The following is a 14,429-nucleotide window of genomic DNA, read 5'->3' on the forward strand; positions in this document are numbered from 1 at the left end:
CCGATCAACTTCATCGTCATAGGGCAGGCAAGGGGATCACAAGTCGAAACGATTCTAGCGAGCGCTTCTTGGCGGACTGCCCGTGAAAAAGGCCTGTCGGCTGGGGCCGACAGCCACCGCAAGCAGGGGTTGCCAGCAGGGAGGGCGCCCTGCACAGTGCTGCCGCTCAGACACCGGCGCCGTCCCCGGAAGCCGGGACAAAGGACATCCGAGGGAGGATGAATGCTTGATTCCGACACGACCGCGACGACTCGGTCCAGGTCTTTTTCGGCTTCGTTCTCAAGCCACCCGGGCGACGAAGAGCGCATCGCCTTCTTCAGGCAGCCGTAAAAAATCACATCACGGGGCCTGACAAACCAGAGTTGCCAGGCACGCTGGCCACCGCCAAAGTCTCGGCCGGCATGCCGCGCTGAACAGCGGCCCGCTAACAGGGAGATTCCATGCAAGACCTCGACGCCGCGGCCGATGCGGCCCCCGTCGCCACGCCGCCCGCTGCGCCGCGGGTGCTCGACATCCGCTTCACCGGCTCGGGCAGCGAGTATTTCCGCATCTGGTCGGTCAACCTGCTGCTCATCCTCGTCACGCTGGGCCTGTACCTGCCCTTCGCCAAGGCCAGGCGCATCCGCTACTTCTATGCCAACACCCTGGTCGACGGCCAGGCGCTGAGTTTCCATGGCGACCCGTGGAAGATGTTCCGCGGCTTCGTGCTGCTGGTCGTGTTGATGGGTGTCTACAGCGGCGCGGGCCGGCTGTCGCAGCTGGCGGCCTTCATCGCCTTCCTGATCCTGTGCGCCGTCTGGCCGGCCCTGTGGCGGGCCTCGATGCAGTTTCGCCTGGGCAACACCAGCTGGCGCGGCCTGCGCCTGCGCTTCGAGGGGTCGCTGCAAGGAGCCTATCTGGCCTGCGCACCCAGCTATCTGCCGGCCATCGCCATGGTCGCCGGCACCGCGCTGATGGCCTCCGCAGACGCAGGCACGGCCAAGGAGATGACGCCCGCGCTGTGGCTGAACGTCGTCGGCCTGCTGGGCATGATGGTCCTGATGCCTTGGTCGTTGACCCTGTTCAAGCGCTACCAGCACAACGGCTACCGCATCGCCGGACAGCATGCCCGGCTCAAGCTGTCGGTGGCCAAGGTCTATCTGCTCGGGCTGAAGACCATCGGCGTCTCGTTGCTGCCCATGATCGGTTCCGGCGTGCTGATCGCGTTGTTCGTCGCGCTGGGCAGCACCATGCAGCAGAGCATGGGTCGTGTCGTCAGCATGGCCGCGCTGGGCTTTGGGGTGCTGCTCGCCTACCTGCTGTATTTCGCGGTCGTCATGCCCTACAGCGCCGCACGCATGCAGAACCTGGCCTGGAGCGGCACGCGCAGCGAAGCCTTGCGCTTTCGCAGCACGCTGAGCTTCTCGTCCCTGTTCGGCCTGACGCTGAAGAACTGGCTGCTGACCGGACTGACCCTGGGCCTGTACCGGCCCTTCGCGGCGATCGCCACGGCGCGGCTGCGCCTGGAGGCCGTCAGCATCGGCTGCGACGAAGACCCGGCCGACTGGGTGGCCGCGGCCCATGCCGGCCACGCCGACGCGACGGGCGACATTGCCGGCGACTTCTTCGGCATCGACATGGGCCTGTGATGGATGCTTCGCCCCGCCTCGCCGCGGACTGGTTTGATGGGCGCAGCGCCCGCGCGCGGCCCATTGAGGTCTGGATGGACGGTGCGACGCTGCACTTCGGTGAGCAGAGCGCGCCGCTGTCAGGCCTGACCTGGCCCGAACGCCAGCGCCATGGCCAGCGCCAGATCCTGCTGCCTGGCGGCGGCCTGCTGAGCTTTGCCGATGCCACGGCCTTTGATGCCTGGGCGAGCGCGTCCGGTCGCAGTGACAGCGCCATCGTGCAGTGGCAGCAGAGCTGGCTGCTGGCGCTGCTGGCGCTGGTGTTGCTGGCGGCGGGCCTGGCAGCGGGTTGGCGCTGGGGACTGCCGTGGGCGGTCGACACCGCCGTCGACGYGCTGCCCCAATCCGCTGAGCGGACCCTGGGCGAGCATTTGTTGAACGGTCTGGACGGCGATTGGCTCAAGCCGAGCGCCCTCAGCACGGCCCAGCAACAGGTCTGGCAAGACCGTTGGACCAAGGCCATCGCGCGAGCCCGCGCTGACGGTGGGCCGGCGGTGCCGGAGCGCTTCGAGATCCATTTCCGCAACGGGGGCAAGGCGCTGGGACCGAATGCGTTTGCGCTGCCCGGCGGCGACATCGTCATCACCGACGAGTTGCTGGAACTGCTGGCCGACGAGCCTGACGCGGTGATGACCGTGCTGGCGCACGAGCTGGGTCACGTGCGTCACCGTCACGGCCTGCGGCTGATGCTGCGGGCGGGTGCGGTCGGCGTCGTCGCCTCGGTCATCGTGGGCGACTTCTCCACGCTGCTTGCCGCGGCGCCGGCCTTGCTGGCGAGCAACGCCTACTCGCGCGACAACGAGCGCGAGGCTGACCTCTACGGCCGCACGCTGGCCCGGGCCGGCGGCGTGGACACCTCGCGCATGGCCGTGTTTTTCGAGCGTCTGGCCAAGAAGCATGCAACGGTGGACAACAACCCGTTGGCCATCGCGATCTCGTCCCACCCCGCAGACGAGGAGCGCATCGCCTTCTTCAGTCAGCGGTGAACAATCACGTCGCGAGCGGAGCTCGTGACGCGCGCCGGCAATGCCACAGTCACGGGCAGCCCGCTGCAGCAGACGGCGGCGCCTTCACCCAGGGAGTTTCCATGCACACCGCCGCAGCCGTCCCGACGACGGCCGATCTGCCCCCGCCCAACACCGAGCCCGCGCCGCGTGTTCTCGAGATCCGCTTCACAGGCTCCGGCAGCGAGTACTTCCGCATCTGGGCCGTCAACCTGCTGTTCATCCTGCTGAGCTGCGGGCTCTACCTGCCGTTCGCCAAGATGCGACGCATCCGCTACCTCTACGCCAACACCTTGATCGACGGCGAGGCGCTGGCCTTCCACGGCGACGCATGGAAGATGTTCCGCGGCTTTGTGCTGATGGCCGTGCTGATGCTCGTCTACACGTTTGCCGGAGAGTTCTCGCCCATCGCGGCGCTGCTGGCCTTCGTGCTGGGGGGTGCCGCCTGGCCGGCGCTGTGGCGGGCATCGATGCAGTTCCGCCTCGGCAACACCAGCTGGCGTGGCTTGCGGATGGGCTTTGAGGGGTCGCTGGGCGCAGCCTATCTCGCCTACCTGCCGGTGTTCCTGCCTGCCGCGCTGGCGCTGGCCTGGAGCCTGAAGGGTGAGGGCCCAGGCGGCGGCGTCCTGGCCTGGCTCGGGCAGGCGTTGCAGTTGGCCGCCCTGCTGGCGGCGCCCTGGTCCACGGCGCTGATCAAGCGCTACCAGAACAGCGGCTACCGCATCGCCGGCGAGCACAGTGGCATCCGGCTGCACACGCGCTCGGTCTACTTCGTCGGCTTGAAGTCCGTCATGCTGGCGGTGCTGATGCTGGTGGTCGTCTCGATATGCACTTTCGTCCTGGGCAGCCTGCTGGGGCTGGCCACCACCGGCAAGATCGACGCCAAGGGTAGCAGCACCTATTTCGGGCTTGCCTGGGCGGGGATGCTCTACCTGTTCGTCGGCAGCGTCGTGCTGCCCTACTACGCCTCGCGCATCCAGAACCTCGTCTGGGGCAATACCCACAGCGCGTCCCTGCGCTTTCGCAGCGAACTCTCCGGCCTGAGGGGGCTGACGCTGAAGAACTGGCTGCTGATCGTCGCCACGCTGGGCCTGTACCGGCCCTTCGCCGTCATCGCCACCATGCGGCTACGGCTGGAGTCCGTGAGCATCGAGAGCAGCACGGACCCGGCCACATGGGTGGCGCCTGCCGGGACTGAGCGCACCGACGCCAGCGGCGAGGTGGCGGGAGATTTCTTCGGCATGGACGTGGGGCTCTGACATGAGCGCATCGACTTTCATCACCGGTCGTTGGTTCGACGGCCAATGCGGCATGGCCCAGCCCGTCGAGGTGAGCCTCCACAACGGCGCGCTGCGCTTCGGCGACCGCGCCACCCCGCTGGATCAGGTGCAATGGCCCGAGCGGATGCGCCATGGCCAAAGGCAGATCCTGCTGCGCGGCGCGGGTGTGATCAGCTTCCCCGATGCCGCCGCCTTCGACGCCTGGGCCGACAGCGTCGGCCAACTGCCGGGCCTCGTCGCGCGCTGGCAACTCAGCTGGCATCTGGCGCTGATGTCTCTGGGCTTGCTCACGGTGCTGCTCGCTGCTGGTTGGCGCTGGGGCCTGCCCTGGGCCAGCGACCGCCTCGTCGAGCGCGTGCCCCTCAGCGCCGAGCAGCCAATCGGCGAGCAGGCCATGGCGCTGATCGACAGGCAGATGGTGCGACCCACCCAGCTCAGCGAGGCAGAGCAGCAGGCCTGGCGCCAGCGCTTCGAGCGCATGCTGACCACGGCGCGCGCCACCGGCATGCGCGACCTGCCTGAGCACTGGCAGCTGCATTTCCGGCGCACCACCCCTGCGCTGGGACCCAATGCCTTTGCGCTGCCCGGCGAGCAAATGTGCGTGACCGACGAACTCCTCGAACTGCTGAAGGACGAGCCCGACGCGGTGCTGAGCATCCTCGCCCACGAGGCCGGCCATGTCAGGCACCGCCACGGCCTGCGCATGGGCTTGCGCGCGGGCGTCACGGCCGCCGTCACGGCGCTGTGGCTGGGCGACTATTCCAGCCTGCTCAATGGTCTGCCCCTCGCGTTGGTCACCAAAGGCTACTCACGCGACTACGAGCGCGAGGCCGACGCCTTTGCCCGCGAACTGGCCCGCCGGGGCGGCGTCGACCCGGCGCGCATCGCTGTCTTCTTCGAACGCATCCGCGAAAAGTATGGCGGTGCCGAGAGCCCTCTGGCCATCGCCTTCAGCTCGCACCCTGGCGACAGCGAGCGCATCGCCTTCTTCAAGGCCGAAGGCCCCGCAGCTCCCAAAAACTAGAATCGCGGGTTTTCCACGATCCGCCGGCCCGCCATGACAACGTCCGAATACTCCGCCATCAGCGCCCTCTCGCCGCTGGATGGCCGCTATGCCGCCAAGGTGGCCGCCCTGCGCCCGCTGCTGTCCGAGTACGGCCTGATGCACCGCCGCGTGCAGGTCGAGGTGGAGTGGTTCATCGCGCTGTCGGACGCCGGCTTCAAGGAGTTCAAGCCGCTGTCGTCCGCCGCCCGCTCGCGCCTGCGCCGCCTCGTCAAGAAGTTCAGCGAGGCCGACGCCGAAGAGATCAAGGCCATCGAGCGCACCACCAACCACGACGTGAAGGCGGTCGAGTACTGGATCAAGCGCAGCTTCGAGGGCCAGCCTGAATTGCTCGCGGCGAGTGAGTTCGTGCACTTCGCCTGCACCAGCGAAGACATCAACAACACCAGCCACGCGCTGATGCTGAAGGCGGCGCGCGATGAGGTCATGCTGCCGGCGCTGGACGGCATCGTCGCCACGCTGCGCAAGATGGCCCACCAGTTCGCCGCCGTGCCGATGCTGTCCCGCACGCACGGCCAGACGGCCAGCCCGACGACGGTCGGCAAGGAGATCGCCAACGTCGTCGCCCGCCTGCTGACGGCGCGTGCCCGCATCGCGGCCGTGAAGCCGCTGGCCAAGATGAACGGCGCCGTCGGCAACTTCAACGCCCATCTGTCGGCCTGGCCCAAGCATGACTGGGAGGCCTTCTCCAAGACCGTCATCGAGAAGCAGCTCAAACTGAGCTTCAACCCGTACACGATCCAGATCGAGCCGCACGACTACATGGCGGAGCTGTTCGACGCGTTCACGCGCGCCAACACCATCCTGATCGACTGGTCGCGCGACGTCTGGGGCTATATCTCGCTGGGCTACTTCAAGCAGCGCACCAAGGCCGGCGAGATCGGCAGCTCGACGATGCCGCACAAGGTCAACCCCATCGACTTCGAGAACGCGGAAGGCAACTTCGGTCTCGCCAGCGCGGTGCTGACGCATCTGAGCCAGAAGCTGCCGGTGAGCCGCTGGCAGCGCGACCTGACCGACTCCACCGTGCTGCGCAACATGGGCGTCGGCCTGGGCTACGCGCTGCTGGGCTACGACTCGCTGGCCAAGGGACTGGGCAAGCTGGAAGTGAACGAGGCCGCACTGGCCGATGACCTGGACGCCGCCTGGGAAGTGCTGGCCGAGCCCATCCAGACCGTCATGCGCCGCTTCGGCCTGCCCAACCCGTATGAGCAACTCAAGGAGCTGACGCGCGGCAAGGCCATCACGCAGGAATCCATCCGCGCCTTCATCGAAGGGCTGGACCTGCCCAAGGCCGAGAAGGCGCGGCTGCTGAAGATGACGCCGGGCAGCTACACCGGCCTGGCGCAAGACCTGGCCAAGCGAATCTAATGGCTTTGCGGGACAGACCGAGCGAGCGCAAGCGAGTAGCTCTGTCCCCAACTGATTAGGGAAGCTTTGCGGGACAGACCGAGCGAGCGCAAGCGAGCCGCTCTGTCCCCAACTGGCTAGAGAGCCAAGCGGAACACCCTCGAGAGATCGTTGTAGCCCTCGAGCTGTTCCTGGCCCTGCTCGATGAAGCCCAGCTTGCCCAGCAGGGCCACGCTGGGCGTGTTGTCAACGGCCGTGATGGCCATCAGCACCGGCCAGCCCAGCGCCGCCTTCGCATGCGCCACGCAGGCCTGCGCCGCCTCCAGCGCGTAGCCATTGCCTTCATGCTCGGCCAGCAGGRCATAGCCGAGGTCGGGCTCGGGCAGGGCGGGGCGCTTGAACAGGCCGCACATGCCCACAAGCACGCCGTCGGTGCGCCGCTCCAGGGCCCAGAAGCCGTGGCCGAGCTCCCGGTAGGCCTTGAACAGCCGCCCCTCGGCCCAGGCCAGGGCGTCATCGACGGTGCGCACGCCGGGGTTGTTGATGTTGCGGATCCAGCCCGGTTCGTTGACCAGGCGGAGCAGGAAGGGCGCGTCTAGCGGTGTGAATTCACGCAGCGACAGGCGTTCGGTATCCAGGATATGCATGAGGTCAGACAATAACCGGTCATGCTCCAATTCCTGCCCGCCCACCGGACCCCTGCCGCCGTATAGCCCGTTCATGAGCTTCGCGCCCGACTCCAGCGACAACCCCGCGCTCAGCCAGGCTTTGCGCGAACTGGATGTCATCCTGGCCAACGCAGGCGTCGGCGTCGTCTTCGTGAAGGCGCGCACCCTGGTGCGCTGCAACCAGCGCTACGCCGAGATCTTCGGTTTTGACAGCCCGGATGCGGCCGTTGGCACCAGCAGCCTGGAGTTGTACGAGAGCGAGCAGGACGCCCGCAGCCTGGGCGCTCGGGCCTACCCGGTGCTGGCCGCCGGCGAAACCTTCCGCGACGAGCAGTTGATGCGGCGCCAGAACGGCGAGCTGTTCTGGGCCCATCTGACGGGCCGCCTCATCCATGCCGACGATCCGGCCGATGGCTCGATCTGGATCGTCGATGACATCCACGAGCGCAAGCTGGCCGATGCCACGCTGCAGGACCTGCACGCCGAGCAGCAGCTCATCTTCGACCACGCCATGGTCGGCATCGTCTTCCTGCGCGGCCGCCGCGTAACGCGCTGCAACCGCGCCTTCGAGCAACTGTTCGGCTATGCGCCGGGCGAGCTCGACGGCCAGTTGTCGCGCGCCTGGTACCTGACCGACGAGGACTGGAAGGCCGCTGGCGACGCCTGCTACGCGCCGCTGGCGCGCGGCGACGCCTTCCACGCCGAGATGCTGCTCGCCCGCAAGGACGGCACCTCCATCTACTGCGAGGTGCGCAGCAAGGCCATTGACCGCAGCGACCTGTCGCGCGGCTCGATCTGGATCACCCAGGACATCACCGCCCGCAAGCAGGCCGAGCTGGAGCTGGTGCAGGCCAAGGCCCAGCTTGAGGCCCTGGTGGTGCAGCGCACCGAGCAGCTCAGCCAGACCGTCGCAGCCCTGGAGCTCAAGATTGCCGAGCAGCAGGCGGCCGAGGCACGCGCCGAGCGCCTGGCCCTGTTCGACGGCCTGACCGGCCTGCCCAACCGCCACCTGCTGGCCGACCGCGCCAGCCAGGCCATCGACATCGCGCGCCGCGGCGACGAGCCGCTGGCCGTGCTTTTCCTGGACCTGGACCACTTCAAGAACGTCAACGACTCCCTCGGCCACCGCGTCGGCGACAGCCTGCTGACCCAGCTCGCCTCACGGCTGCGTGGCGCGGTGCGCGAGCAGGACACCGTGGCCCGCATGGGTGGCGATGAGTTCGTGCTGGTGCTGCCGCTGACCGACATCGCTGGCGCCGCCCACCTGGCCACCAAGCTGATGGCGCTGGCCAGCGCGCCCTTTCACGTCGAGCAGCAGGAGCTGACCGTCACGCCGTCCATGGGCATCGMGATGTTCCCGACCGACGGCGACGACTTCGACACGCTGTGCAAATGCGCCGACGCGGCCATGTACCGCGCCAAGCGCGACGGCCGCAACGCCTACCGCTTCTTCACCAGCGAGATGCAGGCCCAGTCGGCCCGTGCCCTGCAGTTGGAGAACGCGCTGCGCCGCGCCCAGGAACGCAACCAGCTCAGCCTGCATTACCAGCCGCAGTTCTCGCTGGATGCCGATGGCGACAGCACCATCGTCGGCGCCGAAGCCCTGCTGCGCTGGAACCATCCCGAGCTGGGCTGGGTCTCGCCGGCCGAGTTCATCCCGGTGGCCGAGACCTCAGGCCTGATCCTGCCGATCGGCGAATGGGTGCTGCGTGAAGCGCTGTCGCAGCTGCGTCGCTGGGATGCCGCCGGCCTGCCCGGGCTGACGATGGCCGTCAACCTGTCGGCCGTGCAGTTCCGCCATGACGACCTGCCCGAGCTCGTTGGCCGCGTGCTGGACGAGGTCGGCATGCCGGCCGGGCGCCTGGAGCTGGAGCTGACGGAGGGCGCCGCCATGGACAACCCGGCCGTCGCCATCACCGTCATGAACGAACTGCATGCCCGCGGCGTGCATCTGTCCATCGACGACTTCGGCACCGGCTACTCATCGCTGAGCTATCTGAAGAAGTTCCGCGTCAGCAAGCTCAAGATCGACCAGTCCTTCGTGCGCGACCTGACCGACGACRCCGAAGACCGCGCCATCGTCGACGCCGTCATCCGCATGGCCGGCGCCCTGGGCCTGCAGACCCTGGCCGAGGGTGTCGAGACCGAGGGCCAGCTCGCCTTCCTGCGCCGCCAGGGCTGCCATGCCGTGCAGGGCTATCTGTTCAGCCGGCCGCTGCCGGCCGAGGCCTTTGCAGAATTCGTCCTTGCCCGAACCCTTCCCATTTCCGCCTACTGATGACCTTCGTCGCCCAGCTCCAAGCCCAGACCCCCCAATCGCGCCTTTGCGTCGGCCTMGATCCCGAGCCGTCCAAGCTGCCGGGCGCCTGGGCCGGCGACGCGTCGAAGTTCTATGACTTCTGCGCGGCAATCGTCGACGCGACCAAGGACCTCGTCTGTGCCTTCAAGCCGCAGATCGCCTACTTCGCCGCCCACGGTGCCGAAGGGCAGCTCGAGCGCCTCATCTCGCACATCCACGAGGTCGCGCCCGGCGTGCCCGTCATCCTCGACGCCAAGCGTGGCGACATCGGCTCCACCGCCGAGCAATACGCCCGCGAGGCCTTCGTGCGCTACCAGGCCGACGCCGTCACGCTGTCGCCCTTCATGGGCTTCGATTCCGTCGAACCCTATCTCGCCTACGAAGGCAAGGGCGCCATCCTGCTGTGCCGCACCTCCAACAAGGGTGGCGACGACTGGCAGATGCAGCGCCTGGCCGACGTGCCCGGCCAGCCGCGGCTGTTCGAGCATCTGGCCCATCTGGCCGAGACGCAGTGGAACCGCAATGGCCAGCTCGGCCTTGTCGTGGGCGCCACCTACCCTGGCGAGATCGCCCGTGTGCGCGAGCTCGCACCGACGCTGCCGCTGCTGGTGCCGGGCGTTGGCGCACAGGGTGGCGATGCGGCGGCCGTCGTGCAGGCCGCGGGCCGCAGTGCGCCGCTGGTCGTGAACTCCTCGCGCGCCATCCTTTACGCCAGCAGCGGTGCCGATTTCGCCGAGCGCGCCCGTGCCGTGGCCGAAGCCACCAGATTGGCGCTCGCCTGAACATGGTGCGGACCGGCGAAGAACTCAGCAGCCTCGTCGGGCACGCCGAACCGCCCGAGCAGCAGCGGGAACGATTGCAAACCAGCATGCGCTGGCAGGCCTCGCTGGTCTTCCTGATGGCTTGCGGCCCGGTCTTCGTGCCGGTGGCCGCGCTGCTGTGGCTCACGCGCCAGCGCGGTGAATGGCTGGACGGCTGGCCGCCGGTGGCGCTGGCGCTGCTGATTTCGGTGCTGGCCCTGCTGCGCCTGGTCGTGCTCTCGCGCGCGCCGCGCCGCAAGGAACAGCCTCTCATCACGCTGGGCATGATGGCGCTGGTACTGGCCCTGCCGGTGGCCGCTGCCGTGTCGCGCGACCTGGGCCTGTGGTCGCTGTGCCTGCCGCTGATGAGTCTGGTCGTCGCCTTCGCCACGGGATTGCTGGGCTTGTTTGCCGGCGCCGTGCTGACGTTGCTGGGCGCCGTCGCGCTGGCGGGCCTTGGCGCCGGCGAGGCACTGGGCTGGGTCACGCATCCCATGGGGGCGTCCAGCCTCGTGCTGCGTGTCATCGTGCAGTTCGGCCTGCTGGGCTCGGGCCTGGTGGCCGGCCTGGGCCTGTTGAGGATGGTCAAGCGCTCGCTGGCCGAGGCCGACGAGYGCACGGCGCGTTTCCGCGGCCTGCTGGGCATGGCCGTGGACTGGTACTGGGAGATGGACCGCGAGTTCCGCTTCACCCATGTCGCCGAGGAAAGGCCCGGCACCTCGGGCCTGGACCTCAATTCCCGCCTGGGCAAGACCCCGTGGGAAATCGACGGCATGGGCTTGTCCGATGACGAACTCGACGCTCACCGCGCCGATCTCGAATCGCACCGACCCTTCCATGGCATGGTGGCGCGACGCGTCGGCATGGACGGCAGCGCGCGCTGGGTCTCCATCAGCGGCGAACCGCGCTTTGACGCGCAGGGCAACTTCCGCGGCTACTGGGGCGTGGGCCGTGACGTGACGGGCGAAGTGGCCGCCGAGCAGACCGTGCAGGCGACCGAGACGCGCTACCGCGAGTTGTTTCGCCGCTCGCCCAGCCCGCTGGTGCTGCACCGCTGGGGCCGCGTCGTCGATGCCAATCCGGCCGCCATGGCGATGTTCGGCTACGCGCAGCGCTCCAGCATGATCGGGCAGGACCTGTTCAGCCATTACGAGCCTGGTGACGACGAGACCGCCCGCCAGCAGGCCGCACGGCTGGAGGGCATGGCCCCAGGCGCAATGCAGCCCATGGCCGAGTACCGGCTGCGCACGCTGTCGCGGCGGCGCCGCCTGGTGCAGGCCACCAGCGTGCGTGTCGAGACTGCCTCGGGCCCGGCCACGCTGACCTTCTTCACCGACCAGACCGAGCAGAGCCGCGCCCAGGACGCGCTGCGCCGCTCGGAGGGCCTGCTGTCGCACCTGGTGGCCACCAGCCCCGACGTCATCACGCTGACCGAGGCCGAGAGCGGCCGCTATGCGATGGTCAACAAGGCCTTCGAAAGCCTGACTGGCTGGAGCAATTCCGAGGTGCTGGGCCGCACGGCCGAGGACATCGGCATCTGGCACAACGCCGCCGACCGCACCGCCATCCGCGAGGCCATCCACCGCGACGGCCTCGCCAACAACGTGCCCATCAGCTTCCGCCGCAAGGACGGCAGCGCCGTCTCCATGCTGGTGTCGGTCGCGCCTTTCGAGATGGACGGGCAGAACTACCTCGTGCTGTATGCGCGCGACGTGAGCGAGAGCGAGCGCACCCGCCTCGTGCATGGCGCCATCCTGGAGAACGCGTCCATCGGCATTGCCCTCACGCGCGACCAGCAGTTCGTGCTGGCCAACCCGCGCGTGGAGGCCATGTTCGGCTGGGAGCGCGGCGCGTTGATCGGCCAGCATGGCAGCGTCGTCTGGCCCGGCGTCGAGGAGTGGCAGGCCGTGGGCCGCGACCTCGGGCCGCAGCTCGCGGGCGGCCAGCAGGTCGAGGCCGAGCGCATCATGCGCCGCCGCGACGGCTCCACCTTCCTGGCCCGCCTGCTCGCCCAGGCCGTCGACCCGGCCCACCCGAGCCGCGGCGGCACGATCTGGATCATCGAGGACGTCACCGAGCGCCGCCGCGTCGAGCAGCAGCTCGCCCACGCCAAGGACGAGGCCCAGGCCGCCAGCCGCGCCAAGAGCGCCTTCCTGGCCAACACCAGCCATGAGATCCGCACGCCGCTCAACGGCCTGCTCGGCCTGGGCCGCCTGGCCCAGCAGCCCGACCTCTCCGACCAGCAGCGGCGCGACTATCTCAACCAGATGATGGACAGCGCCGAAAGCCTGTCCGGGCTGATCTCCGACATCCTGGACCTGTCCAAGATCGAGGCCGGGCGGCTGACGCTGGAGAGCCAGCCCTTCTCGCTGCGCGAGCTGCTCGCCTCCATCCGCCTGGCCTACCTCACGCTGGCCCAGGCGCGCGGCCTGACCTTCGCCGTCGAGATCGACCCAGCCCTGCCGAGCTGGGTCTTCGGCGACCCGCTGCGCACGCGCCAGATCCTGTCCAACTACCTGACCAATGCGCTGAAGTTCACCGAGACCGGCGGCGTCACGGTCAGCGTCAAGGCCCTGCCCGCCAACGCGCGCGGCAGCGCCGGCGAGTGGGTGCACATCGAGGTGCGCGACACCGGCCCCGGCATCGCGACCGAACAGCAGGGCCGGCTCTTCCAGCCCTTCACCCAGGCCGACGAGTCGACGACGCGGCGCTTCGGTGGCACCGGCCTGGGCCTGTCCATCTGCCGCGAACTCGCCATGCTGATGGGCGGCGAAGTCGGCGTCAACAGCGCCCCGGGCGAGGGCTCGGCCTTCTGGGCCGAACTGCCCCTGCCCGCCGCGCCGGCGCCCATGGCCCACCAGCCGCGCGAGACGCGTGCCCAGAGTGCGGCCCACGAGGCCCTGCATGGCCGGCGCGTGCTGATCGCCGAGGACCACCCGGTCAACATGCTGATCGCCGTGGCTCAGCTGGAGCAATGGGGCATGGAGGTCGCCCAGGCCAGCGACGGCCGCCAGGCCATCGAGGCCGTGCTGGCCGCGGCCAGCGTCGGCAAGCCCTTCGACATCGTGCTGATGGACGTGCAGATGCCCGTCATGGGCGGGCACGATGCCACGCGCGAACTGCGCAAGCATTTCTCGGCTGCCGAGCTGCCGATCGTCGCGCTGACGGCGGCGGCCCTGATCTCGGAGCGCGACGATGCCTTCGCCGCCGGCATGAACGACTTCCTGACCAAGCCGATCGACACGCCCAAGCTGCATCAGACCTTGCTGAGACTGGCCCACCCCCTACCGGCTTCGCCGGCCCCCTCGAGGGGGCGCTCCACGCAGCCCGGCGAAGCCGGTTCTGCGGGAGCCACTGGAGGGGCGGGCACACTACGTGGCCCTGTGAACACCGATTGAAAGCGCCATTGCCATGAACTCTGCAGCGCCCCGCAGCTTCAAGTACTACGACTTGATCATGGCGGCCTTCGTCTGCGTGCTGCTGTGCTCCAACCTGATCGGCGCGGCCAAGGCGGCCCAGCTGACCTTGCCGGTCATCGGCACGGTCACCTTCGGCGCCGACCTGTTCTTCTTCCCGATCAGCTATATCTTTGGCGACATCCTGACCGAGGTCTACGGCTACGGCCGCGACCGCCGCGTCGTCTGGGCCGGCTTTGGCGCCCTGGTGTTCTCGGCCTTCATGGCCTTTGTCGTCGTCAACCTGCCGCCGGCGCAGAACGACTTCATGGCGGCCTACCAGCCGCATCTTGACGCCGTGTTCGGCAACACCTGGCGCATCGTCGCGGGTTCGATGATCGCCTTTGCCTGCGGCAGCTTTGCCAACAGCTTCGTGCTGGCCAAGATGAAGATCGCGACGCAGGGCCGCATGCTGTGGGCACGCATCGTCGGCTCCACGGTGGTGGGCCAACTGGTCGACACGGGTGTCTTCTTCCTGATCGCCTTCTACGGCATCTGGCCCAACGACCAGCTTTTCGCCGTCATCGTCACGCAGTACCTGTTCAAGACCATCTGGGAGGCCGTCATGTACCCGCTGACTGCCAAGGTCGTCGCCTTCCTGAAGCGCGCCGAAGGTGAAGACCATTACGACCGCGGCACCAACTTCAACCCGTTCTCGATAAAAGTGTGAGCCCCTCGCCCGGTCCCCCTGGAGGACGGCGATGCTTGCCGGATCGACCGGCAAGCACATCGTCAGACGGGCCGGCTTGGTGAACTGGAGCCGGACACAAGCAGTCCCTGCGGACTGCTTGTGCCTACGGAAGGCCATTGGCCTCTGGCCAATGGCAGGCCCGGCGCTCGGCC

The 14,429-nt window shown here is 68.3% G+C and carries 10 protein-coding genes; 9 read left to right on the forward strand and 1 reads right to left on the reverse strand.

Features of this window, described 5'->3' with window-relative positions:
• Positions 1-440: 440 nt before the first annotated feature.
• The 5 genes from AC1DU6_RS07535 to purB all read left to right on the forward strand — a co-directional run bounded on the left by AC1DU6_RS07535 (position 441) and on the right by purB (position 6,385).
• Positions 441-1,628: a YjgN family protein gene (locus tag AC1DU6_RS07535; protein ID WP_056200210.1), complete on the forward strand. Its 1,188-nt coding sequence runs from the start codon at positions 441-443 to the stop codon at positions 1,626-1,628.
• Positions 1,628-2,653 carry a M48 family metallopeptidase gene (locus AC1DU6_RS07540; RefSeq protein ID WP_477856495.1) on the forward strand — a complete coding sequence of 342 codons (1,026 nt, stop codon included), beginning with the start codon at positions 1,628-1,630 and terminating at the stop codon, positions 2,651-2,653. Before AC1DU6_RS07535 ends, AC1DU6_RS07540 begins: the two co-directional genes overlap by 1 nt.
• A 101-nt stretch (positions 2,654-2,754) precedes the next feature.
• Positions 2,755-3,930 (forward strand): YjgN family protein, encoded by a 1,176-nt coding sequence (locus AC1DU6_RS07545; protein ID WP_477856497.1) that lies wholly within the window; start codon positions 2,755-2,757, stop codon positions 3,928-3,930.
• Position 3,931: 1 nt separating this feature from the next.
• Positions 3,932-4,975 carry a M48 family metallopeptidase gene (locus AC1DU6_RS07550; RefSeq protein ID WP_457320792.1) on the forward strand — a complete coding sequence of 348 codons (1,044 nt, stop codon included), beginning with the start codon at positions 3,932-3,934 and terminating at the stop codon, positions 4,973-4,975.
• Between the two features lie 33 nt (positions 4,976-5,008).
• Positions 5,009-6,385, forward strand: coding sequence for an adenylosuccinate lyase (purB, locus tag AC1DU6_RS07555; protein ID WP_477856498.1), 1,377 nt, complete (start codon positions 5,009-5,011; stop codon positions 6,383-6,385).
• A 116-nt stretch (positions 6,386-6,501) separates the two neighbouring features.
• On the opposite strand, the gene AC1DU6_RS07560 is transcribed toward purB, so the two are convergent.
• Complete coding sequence (locus tag AC1DU6_RS07560; RefSeq protein ID WP_477856499.1) at positions 6,502-7,011, reverse strand: GNAT family N-acetyltransferase; 510 nt, start codon at positions 7,009-7,011, stop codon at positions 6,502-6,504.
• Between the two features lie 73 nt (positions 7,012-7,084).
• On the opposite strand from AC1DU6_RS07560, the gene AC1DU6_RS07565 reads away from it, so the two are divergent.
• From AC1DU6_RS07565 to AC1DU6_RS07580, 4 genes are read left to right on the forward strand one after another with little or no spacing between them, the layout of a single operon-like run.
• The gene (locus tag AC1DU6_RS07565; RefSeq protein ID WP_477856501.1) at positions 7,085-9,310 is read left to right on the forward strand and encodes a putative bifunctional diguanylate cyclase/phosphodiesterase; all 2,226 of its coding nucleotides are present in this window, start codon (positions 7,085-7,087) and stop codon (positions 9,308-9,310) included.
• Complete coding sequence (gene pyrF / locus AC1DU6_RS07570) at positions 9,310-10,113, forward strand: orotidine-5'-phosphate decarboxylase (protein WP_477856503.1); 804 nt, start codon at positions 9,310-9,312, stop codon at positions 10,111-10,113. The genes AC1DU6_RS07565 and pyrF overlap by 1 nt, the downstream gene beginning before the upstream one ends.
• 2 nt (positions 10,114-10,115) lie before the next feature.
• Entirely contained in the window at positions 10,116-13,529 is a 3,414-nt protein-coding gene (locus AC1DU6_RS07575; RefSeq protein WP_477856505.1) for a PAS domain-containing hybrid sensor histidine kinase/response regulator, read from the forward strand.
• A 13-nt stretch (positions 13,530-13,542) separates the two neighbouring features.
• The gene (locus tag AC1DU6_RS07580; protein WP_457389237.1) at positions 13,543-14,256 is read left to right on the forward strand and encodes a queuosine precursor transporter; all 714 of its coding nucleotides are present in this window, start codon (positions 13,543-13,545) and stop codon (positions 14,254-14,256) included.
• The last annotated feature ends 173 nt before the right edge of the window (positions 14,257-14,429 follow it).

Source organism: Roseateles sp. P5_B10, from assembly GCF_056400485.1.